Here is a 21,453-nt window from a genome sequence, read left to right as displayed (position 1 = left end):
AGTTTACTTAACCAACTGGTCATCTTTAAGGTGGCCCATAAAGAGGACCTGCGTTTAAAATGCATGTCCTCTTTTTTGTCAAAGATCGCTAGTTTGCCACTGGAGTACCATAAGTCTGGAAAGCAGATTTTTCTGGCAGTCGATAAACGTTCTGCCCCAAAGCTTGGTTTACGATTGAAGCATTTCTGTATGCGCCAATACCTAGATCTGGTCCACCAACACCATGTTGGAAAGTCTCCGGGTTTTGAACAAAGACACGTCCAATACCTTGGTCACAACGCTGAGCAACAAAGTTAGGCTCAACTATCAAATCACCATATTCATCAGTGGCTAGCACCAAGCCTTTTAACTCGTCCAGCCATTTAGGCCACTGATGCGCATACCCAGTTGCACAAATAACTGCATTAGTATCAAGAGAAAAAGCTCGGTCTTGCTGTGATTGATAACACCTCACTTTGATTGACTGAGAGCGTTCGGTTACTTCGACCTCATTTACTTGGCTATTAGAGTACAAGCTTAATCCAGGCTCATGACCTCCAATGGATCGCTCATACAGAAGATCAAAAATCTCTGCGATAGTGTATCCACTTATGCCTTTATAGAGCTGCCCCTGCCCTTCAACGATTTGACGACGTTTTTCGCGAGAAAGAGTTTGAAAGTAGTCCATATATGCTGGTGTAAAGCACTCTTGTCCCAACTTAGACGCTTCCATGGGATGGAAACCAGCAGAACGAGTGACCCAGTTAATCCTTACTCCGGCATCAATTTGCTCAGGACTTAAATCACGATATAAGTTGAGTACGCATTCCGCGGCACTTTGCCCAGATCCTACTACCGTAACACTATTAAACTTTGCTAATTGCTCACGCATATGAGCAAACTCCGCAGAGTGTTGAATCAAAGTATGATTTGCATTTTTGGCCCAATTGGGCAACCAAGGAACAGTTCCAACACCTATCGCTAAATCTCGACTATACCTCGTCCTAACTTGCCCGCTGTTCAATTGACTTTGAATTACAAAACACTCGTGCTCTTCTGAGTATCTTACATCCACCACATTTTCACCATATGAGCAGTTTTCTAGCTGTCCTGCGGCCCATTGGCAATAATGGTTGTATTCGCTCCGTGGAACAAGAAAAGTTTCATAATAGTAAAACTGGTACAAGCGATCGTGTTGCTTAAGATAGTTTAAGTAACTCAGAGGATGAGTGGGATCTGCCATAGTGACAAGGTCGGCCAAAAAAGGAACTTGTAAGGTCGCTCCTGGAAGCAACATACCACTATGCCAATTAAACTCTTGCCTGCGCTCAATAAACTCAACGTCGAGCTCAGAATGATGAGAGCTCAAAGCGGCAAGCCCTAGGTTAAATGGCCCTATGCCAACACCAACGATATCTTTTATTGTTATATTCACTTTTTCTCCTTGATATGAGATAAAAATATTCTAACGTTCTAAAAACCTAAGCAGCAGGCTCAACTAGGTTCTTCTTACTAGTCTCCATCTTTCTTTGGTAAACTCATTTCACGTCTATAATTGAACAAAACGATCAGAGCGCAGCCTACAATCCTTGTTGCAGAGCGAGTGCTGTTACATCGTTTGCGTCTTTGCAACGTATGAGCTGCTTCACTGGCAACTCCACCGGCAAGGCTTTTTTTAGTTCGTTACTGATCTCTTTTAGATGATTAGGCCGAAGTCCCAACTGAGCGAAAAGCATATTTTCATCGATATCGTCGTCTGCTTTCCGACCAATAACTCTGCAGTAGATATCAAAAATAATCTGCTTTGTTGAATCAACAGTACTGGCTTCCTTGGGAGGTGAGTCCAATAGTTCTATGACTCTTGATTCATCAGGTGATAATTGTTTATTCAATACGACTTCAAATTTAGAAGTTTGAATCATGTGATTAAAAATCATGTCAATACGATCCAATATCAGTTTCACTAACTCATCCACAACCGCTTCACTGGCATAATCGATACTAAACATGATTGAGCCCCCTGCCTGTGCGACAAAGCGTACGTCGATAGCTACTTGGGGAGTTTGTGTTAAACCACGTTGAAGTGTCATCGGTGCATTGTCACTTAACGCAGGCCAAGACAAACCATTGGTGATGACGATAGGAAGTGTCGGCCCTGGCCTGCATCTATCAAATAACGTACGCGCTAAATCCACACCAGAAAATGAGAGGTGCTCTAGGCCTTCTAACATATCTGCTTGCAATGCCTGTGCTCGTTGAAGAAATTCGTTTTGACTAGTATCCCACTGCAAAGCAATAAAAGTCGATTCACTTGCATAAGATGTACTTATCATCGGTAATACTGGAACGGCCACACACAGCTTGCCATCACTGACAAGAGAAGACAGTGCTTCCATCGCAGCTGACATCATCACCGTATTCTTGTATAACCCGTGTTTCCCGCCTACTCGGACTAGCTTTTCCATTGTATCTTTACCAATTTCGAGACTCTGCCTCTTATATCTAGACGAAGAGATCGACTCGAGCGATTTATGCCAAGGGAAGCGCATTATCCCTTCAACAGTAGACAGTTTATTCATCCAATATTTTTCGTCCTTGGCGCGTTGAGTTATCACGTCTTCACCGTTAGGTTCATTATCAATGCGGGGAATGGATGGTGCCTCTCCCTCAAATAGTTCCACCAACAAAGATGCGATAGAGCGAGCATCAAGAATCAATGCATCAAAACGAGCAAAAACGTGAGTTTTAGCGTCAGGGAGAGTAAAAGTCGTGATATTCCATAACGGCTGTTCTAAATCAAAGATTTCATGGCTATATCTATATCTAAAACGTCCCAGTTCCTCCTCCACCATATCTGTTTTCAACTGACTTAAATCCACATGATTTAAGTTAAGTTGTGGGCATTTACTTACACGTAACTTGAGTGACTTGCTATCAATAAACTTCCTCAGGCTTGGATAGTTGGCCACCATTTTCGACAATCGACGACGAATACACACTGCTGAAAGCACACCTCGGTACTCCAACATCTCTTGCATTGCAACGCCTCCAAGAGGCATTTGTGTCGTCCTACCTAGTAAATAGGCTCGCTGCATCGGGGTCAGCTCTGCTGTTAAACACGTTTGGCAAATCAGTTTCGTTTGTAAGTTTTCCAACGGGGCAACCAATAAGCTCGGGTCAGAAATAACACTTTTCGTCAAAGCGACAAAGTGCTCGAACATCGGCGACGTCCATTCCTTTGGCAAGGCTTCGTGCCGAACATCCCAATTGATCATGATACCGCCATCAATACTCACAACCTGGGAGTCAAGCGCGACTTGAGAGCCTTGCGAAATAGTCCAGTTCATCTTGCCAAAATGCTTGTGGACTCGACGGGAGAATAGGTCACCACTAGGTAAATCAATTGCCGATGTAAAAACGATCGGTGCAAGCTGCGCACTGCCATGATGTACCGAAAGATCTCGCATTACATTCACACCATCATAACGACTATGCCCAAGTAGCGACGACATTTTAATAGCGACTAGGTGGCAAAAATCAATGAGAGTTTTAGAACCATTCATATCTACACTGAGAACGACAAAATTAACGAAGTCCCCTACTAAATCATTTGTGCCTTCAACAATTGGGGGACGCCAAAATGTAGGGACGTTAATTCTAAACGCGGTATCTCCGGTTGCTTTACCTAATGCTCTTGCAAACAAACCCAGCATCAGATTTGCGGGTGTTATCAAGTGTTGTCGGGCAACAGATAAAAGAGCTTTTCGCTGCTCAGGTTCAAGCCGAGCTGAATAATGATGGCTTTCAAATTGACTGGGATTGTAGTCTGGTAGTGGCAATGAAGGCGCTGGAGCAATACTTGCTAACTGAGATTTCCACCACTGCCTATCAGCCTTTCGTTGTAACTTTAGGTCTGGATCGGTTTTCGCTAAATCATGCCAAGTGAAAAAGGTCAAATGATCGATGAATTTTAAAGGAACGCCCTCGTAAAGCTTTGCAAAATCTTCAATTAAAATACGACAGCTATCTGGGTCTATAGCAATCATATCGGTATCGATATGTAATCGAAATGCACCATCTGATAGTAAACTCACGGAGAACTTTGCCGCTTGACCTTGAGTCAAATCAAGCATCTGATGGGCCCACTTATCTCTCTTACGACTCAATGCTTGATTCTGCTCATCTTTAGATAGCAGGCTAAAGTCGTCGATTTCTAACAGGCTATGGTTGGGCACATCTACGATAGAACCAAGGCCGAATTCATCAACTTTAAGTCTTAGCATTTCATGTCTGTGGTACAAACTTACTAGAGCTAAATTGAGCTTCTCTAAGTTGATGTTCTCGCCATCGAATTCGGTGTAAAGGTGGGATGCAACACCGCCAAGTTTGGCATTAGCTTCTCTTCCAAACCAACATGCGGCCTGCATTGGTGTTAAATCACTCATCAGCTTTCACTTTGTTGACAATTCATCGGTTAGGTGCCATTATTTTGCAAACGATAATCATTTGCAACAAAAAGCTTATTATTATTAATTAGATAAATTAAAAACGTTACTTGAGGCTATCTCTCAAGCAAAGCTAAAACAATAAGAATTTGGTCAATGTGACATAAGATGCAACGTTTATATAAACACATTGACTTTAAATAATTGGGAAGTGTCGACGCCAGTTTGTATCCGTAACGTCAACCATCCTCTGTTCGCTAAGACTTTTTCTCATACAACGAAACCGCTGTTGGTTATCTTGAAAAACTTACTTCTAAAGACAAAACGTAGCTCAACGGAAAAATTTGAAATATCAGAAAAATACTCGAAAAATATAATAATTCTTTGAAGGCCATTTACATTTCTATCAAAGAAAATAATAACAGAAAGTAATATAAAAACCGAAAAAACGATGGTATTAGACTGAAATTTTTCAAACTAAATACTAACTTTAAATAGTTTCAAGCTTAGACACATGAAACAACTAAGCTCCAAGTATTACCCGGTAGACAGTTTTAAAAATAAAATAGAGAAGGATTCTACTCAGGGTACGAATTACTCACAAAGTGTAAGTGTACATGGTAGTGACCTGTACCTTAGCCCATTAAAAAGACTCAACAGGCAACGTAATGAAACTATCCAATGAAGATCTAGATAGGCTCAATGAATTCTGGCTATACTGCATGGAAAATCAATACTTTAATGTAGGCTATCCTGAATCTGCAAGTTTTGATTACTCGATACTAGACAAGTTCATGAAATTCTCCATTAATAACTGTGGTGATTGGAGGGAAGAGAGTAATTACAAACTCAATTCATTTGAATTTGAGAAAGATGTGATGCGTTTTTTTTCCCAACTATTTAAGATATCTCATCAAGAAAGCTGGGGGTATATCTCAAATGGAGGCACTGAAGGTAACTTATTTTCATGTTATTTAGCTCGCGAGCTATTTCCAACCGGCTATATTTATTATTCTGAAGAAACACATTACTCGGTCGATAAGATCGCTAAATTACTCAATATTAAATCTAGAAAAATCCCTTCATTGTCCAATGGGGAGATAGATTATCATCAACTTGTCAAACGAATAAAAAAAGACAAACAGAATAACCCTATTATTTTTGCCAATATAGGAACCACTATGCGTGGTGCAACAGATGATATTAAGCGCATTCAGCACGATATCGCAGCAATAGGTTTAGAGAGAGAGAACTACTATATTCACGCAGATGCCGCATTAAGTGGAATGATCATGCCATTTGTTGAAAAACCACATCCCCACTCCTTTGAAGATGGTATTGATTCAATCAGCGTCTCTGGCCATAAGATGATAGGCTCCCCGATCCCATGTGGAATCGTGCTTGCCAAGCGGCATATGGTTGATCAGATTTCAGTCGAGGTTGATTACATTTCTTCACGCGATCAAACCATCAGCGGCTCAAGAAACGGTCATAGTGCCCTATTCATGTGGACTGCAATCAAAAGTCATTCATTTTCAGACTGGCAAGACAAAGTACAGCTTTGCTTAGACATGGCTGCATATACAGTGCAGCGCTTCCAAGAAGCAGGGATAAATGCTTGGCGTAACAAAAATTCCAATACTGTTGTATTTCCTTGCCCATCAGAGCCCATCTGGCGAAAGCACTCATTAGCTAATTCTGGTGATGTCGCTCATATTATCACCATGCCACATCTAGATAGTACAGAGAAACTTGACACGTTGATTGAAGACGTCATTTTCGATCTGCTACCTGACTATGGCATTCGCAACGCCTGCGGCCAAAATTAGTTCAAAACATAATCCATCAACGTCCACTTCCATAGGCTTTATATGAAAAACGATAAGAGCTCAATATGCTCTACCACGTTCTCCTTATTTTCGCTTGATTGGCTAAGTAAGGTGACAAGATGATAAGTAAAATCAGCCAACATTACGTTACGCCTAGCTTAATGCCAGCCTTAAAGCCATCGATTAAAAAGCTTGCTTTGGGAACGTTTTGTGAAGTACTTGCCGCTGTGGCAAAAGTTGGTGCACTGCTATGTTTGATAAACCTTATCGATAGATTTGCAAACCAATGGATTTACGGTGCCATAGGACTTTGGGCGGCTAGCGCACTTGCCTCATCAGTGGGCTCGTGGTTAGTTCATGATGCCGAGTCGCAGTTTTCCACTCGATTACGTCGCCAAGTTGCTCAGCACTTGACGCGCTTGCCAAGCAAGACCATCTCTCAATATGGTGATAATCAACTGCGTCGCATAGTTTCCGAAGACATCAACACGCTTCACCACATGGTTGCGCATTTGCCTTCAGAACTCGTGACATTCATTGTCGTACCCGCAACTTCTATTTTTATCATGTTGAATCTCACAGGTCCGGTAGCGATGCTTACTCTGCTCCCTGGCCTAATTGCATCATTGTACTACCTACTCTTTTTACCTAGGTTCGCCGCTAAACATGGCACAGAGCGCATGACAATAATGGGTGATATCGTTACCGCAGTAAACGACTACACAAGAGGTATCCGAGTAAATCGAATTTACGGCACGCAAGCAGGAGCACTCGACAGCTATAATGATGCCACAAGACGCTTTACTCACGGCATAGTGAAATGGGTTGGTAGCGTTGCCCTTCCAGCTGCAATTGCTACCGCATTACTTCAAGCGGTTTCGACTTTCGCAATTGCCTATACCATTGGCTATGAATTAAGTCCCGTGGCAATGGCGTCGCTATTCTTTTTTGGTTTGGCCGTCGTATCACCCGCACTGAAGCTTGGCCATGGATTGGACTACGTTAACGCAGGAAAGAATGCTGCAAAGAACATCAGCGACTTTTTACAGCAACCACAAATAGAAAGTGGCAGTTTGAGCGCGGGAGAAAAACCGCTATCACTACAAGCATCAAATATCGTAGTGGCTAATGGAACTGTTAATATTATTGATAACTTCTCCCACAACTTCCCACGGGGTTCATTTACAGCCATCATGGGGCCTAGCGGAGCAGGAAAAAGTACGTTACTACGTCTATTAGCAGGTCAAGAAACACCTCTTTCAGGCTTCGTTACCTTAGGAGGCCATCAACTGTCTAAACTCTCTGAGATATCCCGATACTCCGCCATACGCTATGTACCTCAAGATATCGGTGTACTCAAAACTACCATTAGGCAGAATTTGAAACTATCAACGCCAAGTTCAAGTGACGACGAGCTGAACCAAGCACTGCAACAAGCTCAATTAAAGATTGACCTCAATTCTGATGCAAGCGTGCTTTCAGGAGGCGAGCAACAACGTGTCGCAATAGCTAACACATTTCTAACTCAAGCCAACGTTCTATTACTGGATGAACCAACCAGTGCTCTCGATAAAAATACGGCCTTCACTGTGATCAGAAATCTCGCGAAGTTTGCTAAAGCACAAGACAAGATATTGATCATAATTACTCACGACTCAGAACTCGCGAAACTTGCAGACACTACATTGATGCTCAACAGAAAGGCTCAACGACAGGATGAAGAAGTATGACGGCTCACAATACCCTCTATTCCAATTCGACAATTCCACAAAGTGCAAAGCACCGTCTATATCGAGTCGCTATAGGTTGGGGACTAGTTGCATTATTTGAGGCAACGGCTTACACATTTCTTGCAATATCTATTGTCGAACAAGCTCCACCAATGAACGTCATAATAGCTGCTGTTCTAACTGTGATAGTTACCGTTATTGTAACTCGTTCTGGATTTCTCTCTGGTGCGAAACTGGCTGGGGATCTTTATTCATCAGTAGGTCATTCGCTCAGTAAAGCAAAGTTAGCTTGGTTTAATGATCAGCATAGAACTCAGCTCACTCAACTAGCAGAACGAGGAATACCTGGCTTTATGGCCATTCCTGCTCATCAGCTACAAACATTTTTACACGCTCCAATGTTACCCATATTTTTAGTTATCGGTATCGGGGTTGTTGGAGGAGGTGAGATCGCACTACTCAGTGCCGTATTGTTACTAGTTGCAGTGCTCGTTCAGTACAAGGCGCAAAGATACCTAAGTCGCTCAGATAGCGACCGACATGACGCAGAGCTTCAAGCGACTAAATCAACACTTGAACTCATAGATCACCTTGAGTTACTTCGCTCAACAGCGGGGCCTGAGCGCTCAATCGAGCGTATTGAACAGAGTTGGCACGCACAAGAAGAAGCTCATTCAACCATTAATCGTAACGCTTCTATCGCAACCTTAGTATCAGGATTGGCAACGATTTTACCCCTTGCAGGTATCGCCATCTATCTCGTCTTAGAGCCGATTACTCAACCCTTATTAGTCTTGGCTTTATTGATATTGATTACCCGTGCAGCTGCACCTTTGGGTGAACTCGCGTTGGCAGGCTTTGCGATTAACGACGTAAAATCCTCAATTAAAAATTACGCTCAGTTAACGAATGTCCCTGTTCTGCCTGAGCCTAATCCTCAATTTGCAACCTCCCCCAAAAACCATAAGTTCGAACTGAACCTTGTGGGCCATTTAGATCTCTTTGAAGATGCTAGCACGGAGATCAAACAAGGTGATACCGTCGTCATCAATGGAGTCAGTGGCAGTGGCAAAAGCACTTTACTGGGCCTGTTTCTAAGGTTTGATGATCCTGACCAAGGTCTTATTTCGCTCGGAGGGATAGATCTAAAGAATATCCCTTATGATGTGCTCACCCAGCATATAGCCTATGTTGCTCAAGATCCGGTCATTTATACTGGCACATTGGCGGATAACATTCGGTTAGGTAACCCCAATGCAAGTGATTATGAAGTTGAGAGCTTTGCAAGACACGCACAATTGGACGAACTTATTGACTCATCTCCTAAAAGAATACATCAAACAGTAGGACAAAGAGGCTCAGGGTTGTCAGGAGGTGAAAGACAGAGAGTCGCAATTGCGCGAGCTCTCATTAAAAAGGCGCCAATCCTCATTTTCGACGAAGCGACGGCAGCATTAGACGAAGCAACCGAAAAAAGTATTGCTCAACATATTCAAACATTGAACTCGACCGTGATTATTGTGACGCATAGCGATCAGAATATATGGTCGCCGACATTGGAACTCACAATTGAAAACGGAAGAGTCAAGGTTAAAAAGAACTGTGCCACTTCCTTAACAAGCAAAGATACATCGGCATACCAGGGGCTAAGTATAGCCATCGACACCTAAACATCCCAAAAATCAAAATCATTATAACGCTCCCCAACACTTATAGAGTTTATCTCTCGGGATTGATGCTGCTCTCCGCTCAACTATGGAGTCAGCATCATCACGATGAAACCATTTTGACTTTAATAAGTGATTGAAAATTTACGGATAGTACCTATGAATACTCTAAGAAACGTCATTAACATAAAGTCAGCGGCAACTTTACCAAGCCTAAAAAAAATATTAAATAAAACAAACTGTAGTCTACAGCTCCAAGAGTTCATCACTACGCAAAGGCAAGAGATTACCAATATTCTTTCTGGTGGCGATACTAGGCTGCTCGTTATCATGGGACCATGCTCAATACACGATCCGGTAGCCGCAATAGAATACGCACATCGATTAGCTGAAGAACAAAAACGCTATCAAAGCAGCTTGAAGCTTGTCATGCGCACCTATTTTGAAAAACCTAGGACTCGAGGTGGATGGAAAGGTTTTATTGTCGACCCAGATCTCAATGGTGATTTTAATTTGCATAAGGGTATTAATCAAAGTCGCAAACTTATGCAGTCAATTCTTGAGCTTGGAGTGCCAACTGCGCATGAGTTTCTCGATCCGAATATCGCACACTACATAGCAGACTTAGTGTGCTGGGGAGCCATTGGAGCTCGTACAACCGAATCGCAACCTCATCGGCAATTAGCTTCGGGGCTACTGTGTCCTATTGGCTTCAAAAACGGAACCGATGGAAATATAGACATATCAATAGATGCGATACATACGGCACAAGATTGCCATTCAGTGATTGCACAAACCTCTGACAACCAAACAATAGCAATAAAAACTCGGGGCAACAACAATTGCCATGTCATACTTCGCGGAGGGACTACTCCGAACTATTCCACTCAACATATAAAGCAGACCTCTTTTCAACTTACGCGTAGCAAACTTCCACTTAAACTAGTGGTTGACTGTAGTCATGGAAACAGTGAAAAGATAGCAAAAAACCAATTGGTAGTAGTGAAGGACATCGCCAACCAGATCTCATTGGGTGAAACAAATATCGCGGGGGTCATGTGCGAAAGCTTCTTGGTGGGAGGCAATCAAACAATCGATGCTGATCTGCTCACTTACGGACAGTCCATAACAGATGAGTGCTTAAGCTGGCAGGATTCTTTACTGTTTCTAGAGCACTTAAATAACGCTGTATTACAACATAAAAGTTCTCATTTAACCAAAACTGAACACTCCTAAATTCAATTAACTATTTGCAACGTGTTAATAGTACAAATAGTTATTGATTGGCTTGTTTCATACACAAACGCTGCCCGTAAATCCCCCCATGTAACCAAATGCAAACGATATAATTATTGTTAAAATAAGGACGATAATGCTATGCAAGGACATAATGATAACAATTATCATTTGATATTGATTATCAATATCAATTATACTTCTTCCTGTTCATTTACTTAAGTAGTTGCTCCCTAATTCTATTTGGCAAAGACACCCAATCTGCATTGTCATGACTATTGGGCAATAGCCTCACTCCTAATCAAATATTCCTCTATTAGAGGAACACTTGTTCTAATAAAGGCAATTAGAGGTACAAGTTGATGACTTCCATTACATTAGTGAATTAATAAGGACTGTTTATGAAACGAGAAGTAGTAGGCTTTTCCAAAATGGCCAACGAGATGTTGGATAAAGAACTCAAAAATTCCCCGTTCTTTTTCTCATCTCCACAAAACTCGATGCTTTGTGTCGGTATCAAAACAAGCTTGACTCGCGCCATACCTTTCTCGAAACTGGCAAGCACCGCTGAAGAATTACTAGAAAGAGCTAAAACACCAGAAAACGACAACCCGGTGTTATTTGCTACCGTTCCATTCGATGAAAATACACCTACCCAACTTTGCATTCCTAAAACGCTTTATGTTTCAAGCAGTAACCGCGGCCAGAACAATGATAAAAGTGCACCACAAATAGCAAAAGTCGTCTCACCACCAACTGGGGATGAGTATAAAAATGGCGTTTCACATTTACTTGAGCTTTTTAACACCACTGAGCTGTCAAAAGTTGTGCTTTCTCGCTCGGTGAAAATAACTACCAATAAAAACATTAACCCATGTTCGCTTATACGTAACTTACTGTCCATAAACACCGACGGCTATACGTTTTGCTCCCAAATATCGGAGAGTTCTAAACTGATGGGCGCAAGCCCTGAGTTACTTGTCTCTAAAAAAGGGCATCACGTGGTGTCCAATCCGCTAGCGGGATCGCGACCTAAATCGTCTTGCGAGATCGAAAATAAAGCAGCATATGCTTCTTTGTTAGATACACAGAAAGATCTCAATGAACACAGCTTCGTGGTTGAAGAAGTAGAAAAGGTACTTAACCAGTATTGTCACAACCTATACACCCCTATGGTTCCCTCTGTAATCGAAACAGAAACCATGCTGCACTTGTCTACTCTGCTACAAGGGCAAGCTAACGAACCTAATGTCAACTCGTTAAAAATCGCCGCGGACCTCCATCCAACTCCAGCGGTATGCGGATACCCTAGACAAACAGCTTATGCTGCTATCAAAGAAATTGAAAAGTTCGAGCGAGGCTATTTCACTGGAATGGTCGGATGGTGTGATGCAAGAGGTAACGGTGAATGGGTAGTAACTATTCGATGTGCTGAAGTCAGCCAACGAGCTATGTCGCTTTATGCTGGTGCAGGGATAGTTCATGAGTCCTCCCCGCAAAGTGAGCTTGACGAAACTGGCGCCAAGATGAACACCATTTTACGCGCTGCAGGAATACAAGTTGATGACCGACTCACAGTATAAGGGAAGAGGCAAATAATGATGAACCATGAATACACACCTTGGCCAGATGACATAAGCAGTAAATATCGAGACCTAGGATATTGGCAAGATCAAACTTTGTATGACCATCTCCATACTATCGCGTCTTCTTCACCCGACGCGCTTGCAATCTGTTGTGGAGACAACACCTATAGCTACAAAGAGTTATTGGAACGAATCCATCAACTAGCAGGAGGGTTCATCAAGTTAGGTCTTCAGCCTGGCGATAATGTCGTTTTACAAATCAATAATACGGCTGAATTTTATTTCTCGTTTTTCGCTCTAACCTTCAAAGGGATCAAGCCCGTTCTCGCTCTGCCTGCACATCGCTATTTAGAGTTGAGCTATTTTTGCGATCACGCAAGAGCAAGAGCCTATATATTTTCCGAGCATGCATCAGGAGAAACCGCGCAAAACATCGCTTCTCAACTACTTGAGAACTGCACTACTGTAGACTTCGCAATTACGACTGGGGAAGCTGGGAAAGGGCATGTTCACTCACTTAAAAATTTGATTGCGGAGCCCTGTGCAAAGCAAACTACTACTGCAGATAACGTTGCCTTTTTTCAATTGTCAGGAGGGACAACAGGTACACCAAAGCTAATTCCAAGAACCCATAATGACTACGCTTATAGTATTTTGGGAAGTAACAGTATCTGTCAATTTAATCAAGACACTCGCTATTTGTGCACGCTACCAGCCGCTCATAACTTTCCATTAAGCTCTCCCGGTGCTTTAGGAACACTATTTGCTGGAGGTTGCGTAATACTCAGCCTAGATGGCTCACCTGAACTCAACTTTTCTTTGATTGAACAGCACAAAGTCAATACATGCGCCCTCGTCCCTCCCCTAGCCTTACTGTGGATGCAATACGCACAGAGTGCGACACAAGATATTTCGAGTTTAAATCTCATTCAAGTAGGTGGAGCAAAGCTTAGCGAGAGTGCTGCTCGGAAACTTCCATCTGCTCTTGGATGTAATTTGCAGCAAGTATTTGGAATGGCCGAAGGACTAGTTAACTATACCCGCCTAGACGACCCTGTCGACGTCATAACAAGAACACAAGGCCGTCCTATATCGGAACATGATGAAATACTAATCGTTGATGAAGAGGGAACTCCGGTTTCACTCGGAGAAGAAGGACTATTGATGACCCGAGGCCCTTACACAATAAGAGGTTATTACAAAGCTCCGGAGCATAACCAACACTCGTTTACCGTAGACGGTTTTTATGCCACGGGAGATCTTGTCCGCCAAACCGCCGAAGGTAATATCATTGTAACAGGAAGAGAAAAAGATCAAATTAACAGAGGTGGAGAAAAAATCGCCACTGAAGAAATTGAGAATATATTACTTAAACATGATGATATTCATGATGCCGCTTTAATAGGCGTTCCTGATAAATGTTTAGGAGAAAAAAGTTGCGCTGTAATCGTCTGCAATACGAGCGCTAACCTTAAGCCCGTTGCGATTAAGAAATTTTTATACTCACAAGGAGTTGCAGAATATAAAATCCCTGATTACATCAAGTTTTGCCAACAATTGCCGAAAACCTCTGTCGGTAAAATCAATAAAAAGGCTTTAAGAGCAGAATATAGCACTTAGGTGCATCCCCTTGCATCGCTGCAGGGGGATCTCATTTATATTACTGCACCTTGAGCTTGAACTTGAGCTGCTTCCCACCAGTCTCTAATGGTATTTTTTGCCACCATTTCAGAAAGCGCGATATCTAAACCTTGCTTTTTCCAACGACTATGCAACGTCATTACACGAATGGAGTCTAACCCGAGAAAGATAAGATTTTCGTCTACATCTACTTCATCTAAATCAACTTCAAGAATATCCGCAACCTCCTTTCTCATTATTTCAAGACTGAGAGCGCTAGAAGGCAAAGAGATGTCTGAACTGACGCTTGTGACAAAGTCATCGACAGATTTAATACAGCCACTTCGACCAGAAATGTATTTAAGCGTGTACATATGATCTTCTTTCGAAAAGTCTGCAATCGCGTTACCAATAACAAATGGTTTGACATCTAGCATAAAGGCATCGAGTGCTGTTGAGAGGACTCCGATATGGCCATAAACCCCAACAATAATAAGTTGGTCTCTTTGCTCCTCTCTCATCCATTGAAGTAATGGCGTTTTCTTAAACGCGCTATAGCGCCACTTGGTGTATTGAATATCACCAGATTGCGGCGATACTTCTGGCACTATCTCCGTATCTTGAGTTAGGCCTGAGCCCCAAAAATCCGTTAGGAGTGCCCTTTCTTTTGGGTCTTGATTAGCAGGCTGAGCCGTATAAACAACAGGGATGCCTGCGGCTCTAGCATTCTCTGTAACTTTTTTAACATTTTGTATAAGTTCAGGAATAGGAGACAATCTTGTATCAAAAAAGTTGAGGAAGTAAGCCTGTAAATCATGAACTAAGACAACCGACTTCTTAGGCTCTATCACCCAATCCACTTTATTGACGGGAAATGATTCTGGTTGAAGTACTTGGTATGGGGCGATCTTGGGAATGGCCATCTCACTATCCTTATTAAGAATTATCACATTAAACCCATGAGCATTTACATATTAGCTCAAACATCTATTGAAAATGAAAATCATTAACATTTAATATAAACAAATGAGAATATGAAATCAATTGATTGTTGCTGTTCTTTGGAATAGCTATATCAATAAAAAGAGCTTTGCTAACGTTATTGCGTTGTCATTTCCACCAAAATTATGCAAAGAGGCTCCCACCTCACCTTCTAATCAAGTGTTAACTTAATGATGTTCATCGTTTAGTGAGAAAGATGAACATAGAAAAGTAATTTTGGAAATAGTGACCGACAGCCATTCTCAAAGCAGAAGATGCTAGTATTCCGTTTAAAGGGTCAGCCATAAATAATACAGTATCTTCGGCGTGATATTTTACACATGGCGAAAAATGTCCAGTGATATGGGCTAGCCAGATAATACACTCAAAGTATTGGAAGAAGATGCGCGGCTAAAAGTTGCTGATTTAAAAGGAGGGAGATACTGAAAGACCCAAAACATCAATGATAAACGTAGAATTCCGAGTATAACACAATAAGTATTTAAGGTATCTAAACTCAGATAACCTGTTGATTAATAATCATTAATTAAGAACCTCAGTAATAGACTTCCACCTATCAAACTCATAAACGGTGAGCTAGATACCTCATACTCTAGTAATGACTGTCTATATAGGGATACTTCTAGCGACCACTTGGCGTGAAAACAACTAACAACACAGTAGTTGCCACACTGAGCACACCAGCACAGAACATCACAATTCCAAATCCAGCTGCCATCACGTTCCGATAAGCTAAGAGCCACCCTTCTTGATTTGAAGGAAGCTCATTTCTGACTATTGCACTTTGAGCAGTCCCAACAGCATTTAGCATATTGTTGGAACTGACCACCTCCGACATCTGTTGAATTGCATAGATGCTCATGATACTACCTAATACCGTAATACCCAGTGTCGTGCCTATCTGACGCAAAGCGTTCATGGTTGCCGATGCAATCCCGGCACATTCTGCGGGAGCATACCCCATGACCATCATACCCGTCGCAAGAACAGAGATCCTATCCCGAGGCCAAGAGCAGTCAGAATACTACCGACAATAAGGTAAGGCGTGTAGGCAGTAAACAGTGACATTGAGAATAGAGAAATACCAATTAAAGCGTATCCGCCAACCAATAGTTTTCTAGTGAAATACGTTGTGTCATGTGGCCGAAGATCAATGATGTTACCCCCATTACCACAAATTGAGGCATCAGATGCCACCCAGCTTCCAGTGGCGTATCGCCTTGCGCTTGTTGTAGATACAGTGACAGAAAGAAAAGACTTGCATAGGCCGAAAATCCTAACGCGAAAGAAGCCACGTTTGCTACGGCCAGAGATATGTTGCGAAAAAGAAGAATAGGAAACAGTGACCTCAATTAAGCTTTCTGGTCTTTTCAACCTCACGTTCATCCATCATATCTATTTCCGTGATGATAAATTCGTATATACTCCCCCTCCCTTAGTTGATCTTTAATCAAGTTTATGTGTTGTTTCATTGTGTATATTGCAACTTCATTTAGTTAAAGGACACAACTGTATAGCCGAAGTGGATTCTTAAACAACACATTAAGCTTCAGGCGATATCTATCTCGAGATTTTATTCAATTCCCTTATCATCGCGTAATTTTCGCTACCTTTATTTAGCCTAGACCTTTCAGACTTAGTGCCTTTAATTCAATATGGAACGGCCTCTGAAAAAATTTTTGTAGAAGTCTCCTTTATGCCAGTACTTGTTTGAACTAAAGAATTCTTGACAATTAGCCATTAATATATACTTTCCTAAAAGACTATCCCTTCTCTTCACATCACTGAGCGTCGTAGCACACTTTAAAGACTCTGCTCTGTCATAAGTACCATAATCTAATATCTATATCCTCTTTAAGCGTACTTAAGTAATAGGTTTATGCCCTGGGCTAAGACCTCTTCGGCATAAAACTAAGTTCACCAGTGAATGTATTCGCTCCAAGCTTCACGCACTAAATTAGTCCCATCGAATGGGGTAAATAAATTTTCAAAAAATGTAGGCTGGTTATTTTGTTCTGTTACCCAAATCATGAGAGCGTCAGCCCTCCATTGTTAAACAAGTAGTGAAAGATGGAGAAATAACATCTTTGAAGTGAAAGATAGATTAAATAGCTCAAAATTCATGATATCGTTTTCCAACTCATGAACTTGCCCTGTTGCGTTCGCGAGATGATTTCTTAGCTTAGTCGAACATTGTAAAATCACTCTAGATTTCAGTTGATGTATCGGCTTAAATTACATAATCGCTCAGCTATAACAATCGATTCTTGTATTGCTCCGGTGTCATGCCGGAGTATTTCTTGAACATCGCGATAAAAGGGCTAGCTTGGTTATAACCTAACGTCAGAGCGACTTCTTTTACGGTCTGCCCTTTACGCAGCAACTCCATAGAATGTAAATATCGCACACGTAAGCGCCACTCAGTAAAGCTCATTCCTAACTCACTCTGGCAATGTCTCGCTAACGTGCGTTCTGTGGTATGCACTTTTGCCGCCCACTCCGCCAAACTGATCTCATCCGTCGGCGATTCTTCTACTGCTTTTAAAATCGGTTCAAGATACTTATTGTCGGTAGTCGGTAAAAAGTGATGTTCGACTTCTTGCTTTGCAAGCTGGTCCAATAACACTTGTACCAAGCGCTTGTCTTCATCAGTTTGCGCCACATTAATGTCTCGCTGACGAAAGTCCTCAATAATAGATGACACGATTGGAGTCACTTTGATCAAGCTCGTTTTAGTTGGAAAATGCGCCGTCAATTCAGGGGCAATATTCAAAGAACAATATTCGATTGGCTTACGGTTGTAGCTAGTGTGACGAATTCCGGCGGGAACCCAAATAGCAAGATGTGGAGGTGCTAGAAATCTTGTGTCTTCTGCATCCATCTCCAGAATCCCACCGCTGATCAGTTGCACTTGCCCCCAAGGGTGGCTATGAATTCGTGTTTCTGTATTAGAGAGAAACGCTTCGAAATTCATAAATACATCTGATGGCGCACGATCGATTGATAAGGAGGGATGAAGATTTCTGGCGCTCTTTTTCAAAATTGTCTTCCTATCGCTTACGATGTCTTTTAAGAGATACTTTTTATTATAAAGACCTGCCAGACTAGCGCCATCAATAATTGTGCTATAGGGTTCTCATGATTTATTTACTTCCGTTTTTCACCGTTATGATTTGGGGTGGTAACTCAATTGTGAACAAGATGGCTGCGAGCGCCATTGAACCAAGTGCGATGAGTTTCTACCGTTGGTTTGTCGCAATGGTACTCCTAACGCCATTTTGCCTGCCTGCAATCATCAAACAACGACACATTATTCGACCTTACTTAGCTAAGTTGGCGTTTCTTGCGTTACTTGGTATGGTTCTCAACCAGTCACTTGGATACTATGCCGGTTTAACAACAACGGCCTCTAATATGGCCCTGATCACCTCTTTAGTTCCTTTGATCAGCGTGTTTTTAAGTGTCCCATTGCTCGGTAAATCTATATCAATGTTAAGTATCGTCGGTGGTGTCATTTCGCTCGGCGGCTTAGCATTTATGCTTGGTCACGGTGATATCACTTACTTTTTACATCAAGACTTAACGCAAGGTGACAGCTTAATGCTCGTTGCTGCCATGGTATACGCGGCTTATTGTGTTCTGCTAAAACGCTGGAAAATGCCATTCAGTAGTTTGACTCTGGTTTACATGCAGGGCTTCTTTTCTGTTTTGATGCTCACACCACTTTGGCTCTCTAGTGAACAACTGTTACCAAGCCAAGACGCGCTACCATTAATCGCTTATGCTGGTATTGCTGCTTCCATTTTCGCGCCGCTGATGTGGGTAAAAGCGATTGATTCAATTGGTGCTGATTCAAGTGCTATGTTCATGAACCTAATGCCTGTGGTTTCCGTCATACTTGCTTCAACACTAATTGGTGAGAAAATTTACGCTTACCATATTATTGGTGGGTTGTTAGTCATCTCTGGCGTTATCCTGTCGCAAATAAAAGTAAGACAGAGAGAACTATTGTCCAATTCTGAGATTGCCTCTACCGCCAATTAACATCTACACCTCAAGCCACAGAACTACGCTGTGGCTTGTCACTTCCAGCGTTCGAATAAAAGTTAATATTTTGTTTCATTCGCTATTCCCGAAAATTCATCTTGCTGCTAAATTGGGAAAACAATAACCCATCAAGGAAAGACAGATGAGCAGTGGTCAAAGAGACATTACCCTTCGCTTTTTAGCAGAACCCAGCGACGTAAATTTTGGCGGAAAAGTGCACGGCGGCGCCGTAATGAAATGGATCGACTTGGCAGCGTACGCCTGTTCTGCAGCGTGGAGTGGTAAATATTGCATTACCGTATATGCTGGCGGCATTCGGTTTGTTGCTCCGATTCATGTCGGCAACTTAGTCGAAGTTAGCGCGAAAGTCATTTATACCGGACGAAGCTCAATGCACATTGCGATTGACGTGCAAGCTAGTGATCCAAAGCAAATGAAAAACAGACTCACCACTCACTGTATCGTTATCATGGTTGCTGTAGATGAAAACGGAAAACCAACCGATGTACCGAAATGGATTCCAGAGTCAGATGAAGACAAAGCCTTAGAGCAATCCGCTATCCGTCTTATGAACATGCGTAAAGAGATTGGGGAAGAAATGGAAGCACACGTTAAATATCTCAAGTAACTGGCATCCGTTAAGAACGCTATTAAGTACCTCAACGTTACCCAGACCCAGAGTGTGGAGCAACATCATGGTTTTGCCATTTGTTTCACGCTCGCCCTTCTCTGTCATAAATCCTTCACCTAGCTTTGCTTAAATCCATCCATTATTTTAGAGTTGGATAGAGTTTGGATCTTGAGACTAAAAGAAACGACCTTAAGTGAAGAGACGTTGACCAATTTAAAAGCGGTCGAGTACCAGTGGGTGAGAACCATGTACGTCGAGGGGTATAACGAAACAGAAATTAATCATTACATTCAAACTTGCTTTGGCGGTGACGTTACCTTTGCTAATCTATTTCGTCGCGTCGCACTGCAGCAAGAAAGTTTGTACACGCTGCTTCAATACGTTGGATGCGCACCTTCCAGCCGAGAGTTTTAATCTCTTCCTTCCCTACCTCAATTTAGCTTTTTACTAAGCTCTAGTTATTTATGTGAAGTGCTACGCAGGGCATTATTCAAGCCCTGTGTAATCCATTGCAAAGCCGCTAATCTCTATCTACTTATTGCAAAATTGCCTTTAACAGGCATAAAAAAACCTGAGTCTAAACTCAGGTTATGGTTACAAAAACTGTTAGTGATTGAATCGTAAGGAACTAAGCTAACAGCCAGCTATGCGTAACGCCAATAAAAGCCAAGATATTACTGATCGGCGGCCAAACCAAAATTGTAATATCCGTGCTAAGTATAAGGGCGACCATGTGGTCGCCCTTTTCTAGTTATTCTTATCAATCTCAGACCACAAGAGATTATCCTTTTACACCGCCAGCGGTTAGACCACCAACCAACCAGCGCTGCGCAAGTAAGAATACGGCAGTGATTGGCACTGCTGAAAGTACAGCAGCTGCGGCAAAGTCACCCCACAAGTAGTTTTGTGGATATAGGTATTGCTGCATACCCACTGCAAGTGTGTACGAGTCTACATCAGAAAGCAGTAGTGACGCTACAGGAACTTCACCAATTACCATGATGAACGACAATATGAAGACTACCGCTAGGATTGGCACAGACAGTGGCAGCAATACCAAACGGAATGCTTGCCATGGTGTAGCACCATCAAGAGCCGCTGCTTCTTCTAGAGACGAGTCAATACTTTCGAAGTAGCCTTTAATGGTCCAAACGTGCAGTGCGATACCGCCTAAGTAAGCGAAGATCAGACCGCCATGCGTGTTCAGACCAAGGAAAGGAATGTACTGACCCAGTTTGTCGAACAACGCGTACAGAGCAACCAGTGCCAACACCGCAGGGAACATCTGGAAGATCATCATCGCTTTAAGAATGGTGTTCTTACCTTTGAACTTCATACGAGCAAACGCGTAAGCCGATGTGGTTGATAGCGCCACGATTAGGATTGCAGAAATACCACCCACTTTTACCGAGTTCCACAACCATGTCATTACTGGGAATGGTGGCGGTGTAACTGTACCGTCTGGATTAGTCACCGAGAAACCTAATGCCAATTTCCAGTGATCAAGTGTTGGGTTGTCTGGGATCAGGCTACCCGTTGCAAAGTTACCTTCACGGAATGAAATCGCGATGATCATCAGTAAAGGGAAAATAATCAGTGCCAAGAATGCCCACATTGCAATATGAGTAGCCCAAACACGATACTTTAATGACTTACCTTGTACCATTGCCATTGTAATTTC

16 protein-coding genes are annotated in these 21,453 nt (G+C 42.3%); 9 read left to right on the top strand and 7 right to left on the bottom strand.

The window, feature by feature from the left end; all coding sequences use genetic code 11:
• Nucleotides 1-88: 88 nt before the first annotated feature.
• Nucleotides 89-1,414 (bottom strand): anguibactin biosynthesis histamine N-monooxygenase AngU, encoded by a 1,326-nt coding sequence (gene angU, locus J4N40_RS24225; RefSeq protein WP_047101766.1) that lies wholly within the window; start codon nt 1,412-1,414, stop codon nt 89-91.
• A 145-nt stretch (nt 1,415-1,559) separates the two neighbouring features.
• A complete protein-coding gene (locus J4N40_RS24220) occupies nt 1,560-4,424 on the bottom strand; it encodes a condensation domain-containing protein (RefSeq protein WP_047101768.1) in 2,865 nt (954 codons plus the stop codon).
• Between the two features lie 668 nt (nt 4,425-5,092).
• Here J4N40_RS24220 and J4N40_RS24215 point away from each other — a divergent pair.
• The 6 genes from J4N40_RS24215 (at nt 5,093) to J4N40_RS24190 (ending at nt 14,092) form a co-directional block, all read left to right on the top strand.
• Nucleotides 5,093-6,253, top strand: coding sequence for a histidine decarboxylase (locus tag J4N40_RS24215; protein ID WP_047101770.1), 1,161 nt, complete (start codon nt 5,093-5,095; stop codon nt 6,251-6,253).
• A gap of 119 nt (nt 6,254-6,372) precedes the next feature.
• Complete coding sequence (locus J4N40_RS24210) at nt 6,373-7,983, top strand: ATP-binding cassette domain-containing protein (protein ID WP_115386765.1); 1,611 nt, start codon at nt 6,373-6,375, stop codon at nt 7,981-7,983.
• Nucleotides 7,980-9,653: an ATP-binding cassette domain-containing protein gene (locus tag J4N40_RS24205; protein WP_047101774.1), complete on the top strand. Its 1,674-nt coding sequence runs from the start codon at nt 7,980-7,982 to the stop codon at nt 9,651-9,653. The genes J4N40_RS24210 and J4N40_RS24205 overlap by 4 nt, the downstream gene beginning before the upstream one ends.
• Nucleotides 9,654-9,809: 156 nt before the next feature.
• Nucleotides 9,810-10,886, top strand: coding sequence for a 3-deoxy-7-phosphoheptulonate synthase (locus tag J4N40_RS24200; protein WP_047101776.1), 1,077 nt, complete (start codon nt 9,810-9,812; stop codon nt 10,884-10,886).
• A 395-nt stretch (nt 10,887-11,281) separates the two neighbouring features.
• Complete coding sequence (locus tag J4N40_RS24195; RefSeq protein ID WP_171345589.1) at nt 11,282-12,469, top strand: isochorismate synthase; 1,188 nt, start codon at nt 11,282-11,284, stop codon at nt 12,467-12,469.
• 18 nt (nt 12,470-12,487) lie between these two features.
• Nucleotides 12,488-14,092: a (2,3-dihydroxybenzoyl)adenylate synthase gene (locus tag J4N40_RS24190; RefSeq protein ID WP_047101857.1), complete on the top strand. Its 1,605-nt coding sequence runs from the start codon at nt 12,488-12,490 to the stop codon at nt 14,090-14,092.
• 35 nt (nt 14,093-14,127) lie between these two features.
• Here J4N40_RS24190 and J4N40_RS24185 read toward each other — a convergent pair whose 3' ends face one another.
• The 4 genes from J4N40_RS24185 to J4N40_RS24170 form a co-directional block, all read right to left on the bottom strand.
• The gene (locus tag J4N40_RS24185; protein ID WP_047101780.1) at nt 14,128-15,015 is read right to left on the bottom strand and encodes an isochorismatase; all 888 of its coding nucleotides are present in this window, start codon (nt 15,013-15,015) and stop codon (nt 14,128-14,130) included.
• Between the two features lie 701 nt (nt 15,016-15,716).
• Entirely contained in the window at nt 15,717-16,058 is a 342-nt protein-coding gene (locus J4N40_RS24180) for an MFS transporter (RefSeq protein ID WP_139831997.1), read from the bottom strand.
• Between the two features lie 124 nt (nt 16,059-16,182).
• Complete coding sequence (locus tag J4N40_RS24175; protein WP_139831998.1) at nt 16,183-16,389, bottom strand: MFS transporter; 207 nt, start codon at nt 16,387-16,389, stop codon at nt 16,183-16,185.
• 956 nt (nt 16,390-17,345) lie between these two features.
• The gene (locus tag J4N40_RS24170) at nt 17,346-18,134 is read right to left on the bottom strand and encodes an AraC family transcriptional regulator (protein WP_005385013.1); all 789 of its coding nucleotides are present in this window, start codon (nt 18,132-18,134) and stop codon (nt 17,346-17,348) included.
• A gap of 98 nt (nt 18,135-18,232) precedes the next feature.
• Between J4N40_RS24170 and J4N40_RS24165 the strand changes: the two genes are divergently transcribed.
• The 3 genes from J4N40_RS24165 (at nt 18,233) to J4N40_RS24155 (ending at nt 20,186) form a co-directional block, all read left to right on the top strand.
• Nucleotides 18,233-19,138, top strand: a complete 906-nt coding sequence (locus J4N40_RS24165; RefSeq protein WP_250654572.1) for a DMT family transporter — start codon at nt 18,233-18,235, stop codon at nt 19,136-19,138.
• Between the two features lie 145 nt (nt 19,139-19,283).
• Nucleotides 19,284-19,769 (top strand): acyl-CoA thioesterase, encoded by a 486-nt coding sequence (locus tag J4N40_RS24160; RefSeq protein WP_151515372.1) that lies wholly within the window; start codon nt 19,284-19,286, stop codon nt 19,767-19,769.
• A 171-nt stretch (nt 19,770-19,940) separates the two neighbouring features.
• Nucleotides 19,941-20,186 (top strand): hypothetical protein, encoded by a 246-nt coding sequence (locus J4N40_RS24155; protein WP_005375277.1) that lies wholly within the window; start codon nt 19,941-19,943, stop codon nt 20,184-20,186.
• 367 nt (nt 20,187-20,553) lie between these two features.
• On the opposite strand, the gene malG is transcribed toward J4N40_RS24155, so the two are convergent.
• Entirely contained in the window at nt 20,554-21,444 is an 891-nt protein-coding gene (gene malG / locus J4N40_RS24150) for a maltose ABC transporter permease MalG (protein WP_005375275.1), read from the bottom strand.
• Between the last annotated feature and the right edge of the window lie 9 nt (nt 21,445-21,453).

It is taken from the genome of Vibrio sp. SCSIO 43097, assembly GCF_023650755.1.
Classification (GTDB): Bacteria; Pseudomonadota; Gammaproteobacteria; order Enterobacterales; family Vibrionaceae; genus Vibrio; species Vibrio alginolyticus.
This window is presented reverse-complemented; position numbering and strand designations above follow the sequence as displayed.

Excerpts from the sequence above, each read along its gene's own strand:
- J4N40_RS24220 (WP_047101768.1), bottom strand. The coding sequence starts at position 4,424 with ATGAGTGATTTAACACCAATGCAGGCCGCATGTTGGTTTGGAAGAGAA.
- J4N40_RS24185 (WP_047101780.1), bottom strand. The coding sequence starts at position 15,015 with ATGGCCATTCCCAAGATCGCCCCATACCAAGTACTTCAACCAGAATCA.
- malG (WP_005375275.1), bottom strand. The coding sequence starts at position 21,444 with ATGGCAATGGTACAAGGTAAGTCATTAAAGTATCGTGTTTGGGCTACT.
- J4N40_RS24205 (WP_047101774.1), top strand. The coding sequence starts at position 7,980 with ATGACGGCTCACAATACCCTCTATTCCAATTCGACAATTCCACAAAGT.
- J4N40_RS24160 (WP_151515372.1), top strand. The coding sequence starts at position 19,284 with ATGAGCAGTGGTCAAAGAGACATTACCCTTCGCTTTTTAGCAGAACCC.
- J4N40_RS24190 (WP_047101857.1), top strand. The coding sequence starts at position 12,488 with ATGAACCATGAATACACACCTTGGCCAGATGACATAAGCAGTAAATAT.
- J4N40_RS24180 (WP_139831997.1), bottom strand. The coding sequence starts at position 16,058 with ATGGGGTATGCTCCCGCAGAATGTGCCGGGATTGCATCGGCAACCATG.
- J4N40_RS24200 (WP_047101776.1), top strand. The coding sequence starts at position 9,810 with ATGAATACTCTAAGAAACGTCATTAACATAAAGTCAGCGGCAACTTTA.
- J4N40_RS24215 (WP_047101770.1), top strand. The coding sequence starts at position 5,093 with ATGAAACTATCCAATGAAGATCTAGATAGGCTCAATGAATTCTGGCTA.
- J4N40_RS24165 (WP_250654572.1), top strand. The coding sequence starts at position 18,233 with ATGATTTATTTACTTCCGTTTTTCACCGTTATGATTTGGGGTGGTAAC.
- J4N40_RS24210 (WP_115386765.1), top strand. The coding sequence starts at position 6,373 with ATGATAAGTAAAATCAGCCAACATTACGTTACGCCTAGCTTAATGCCA.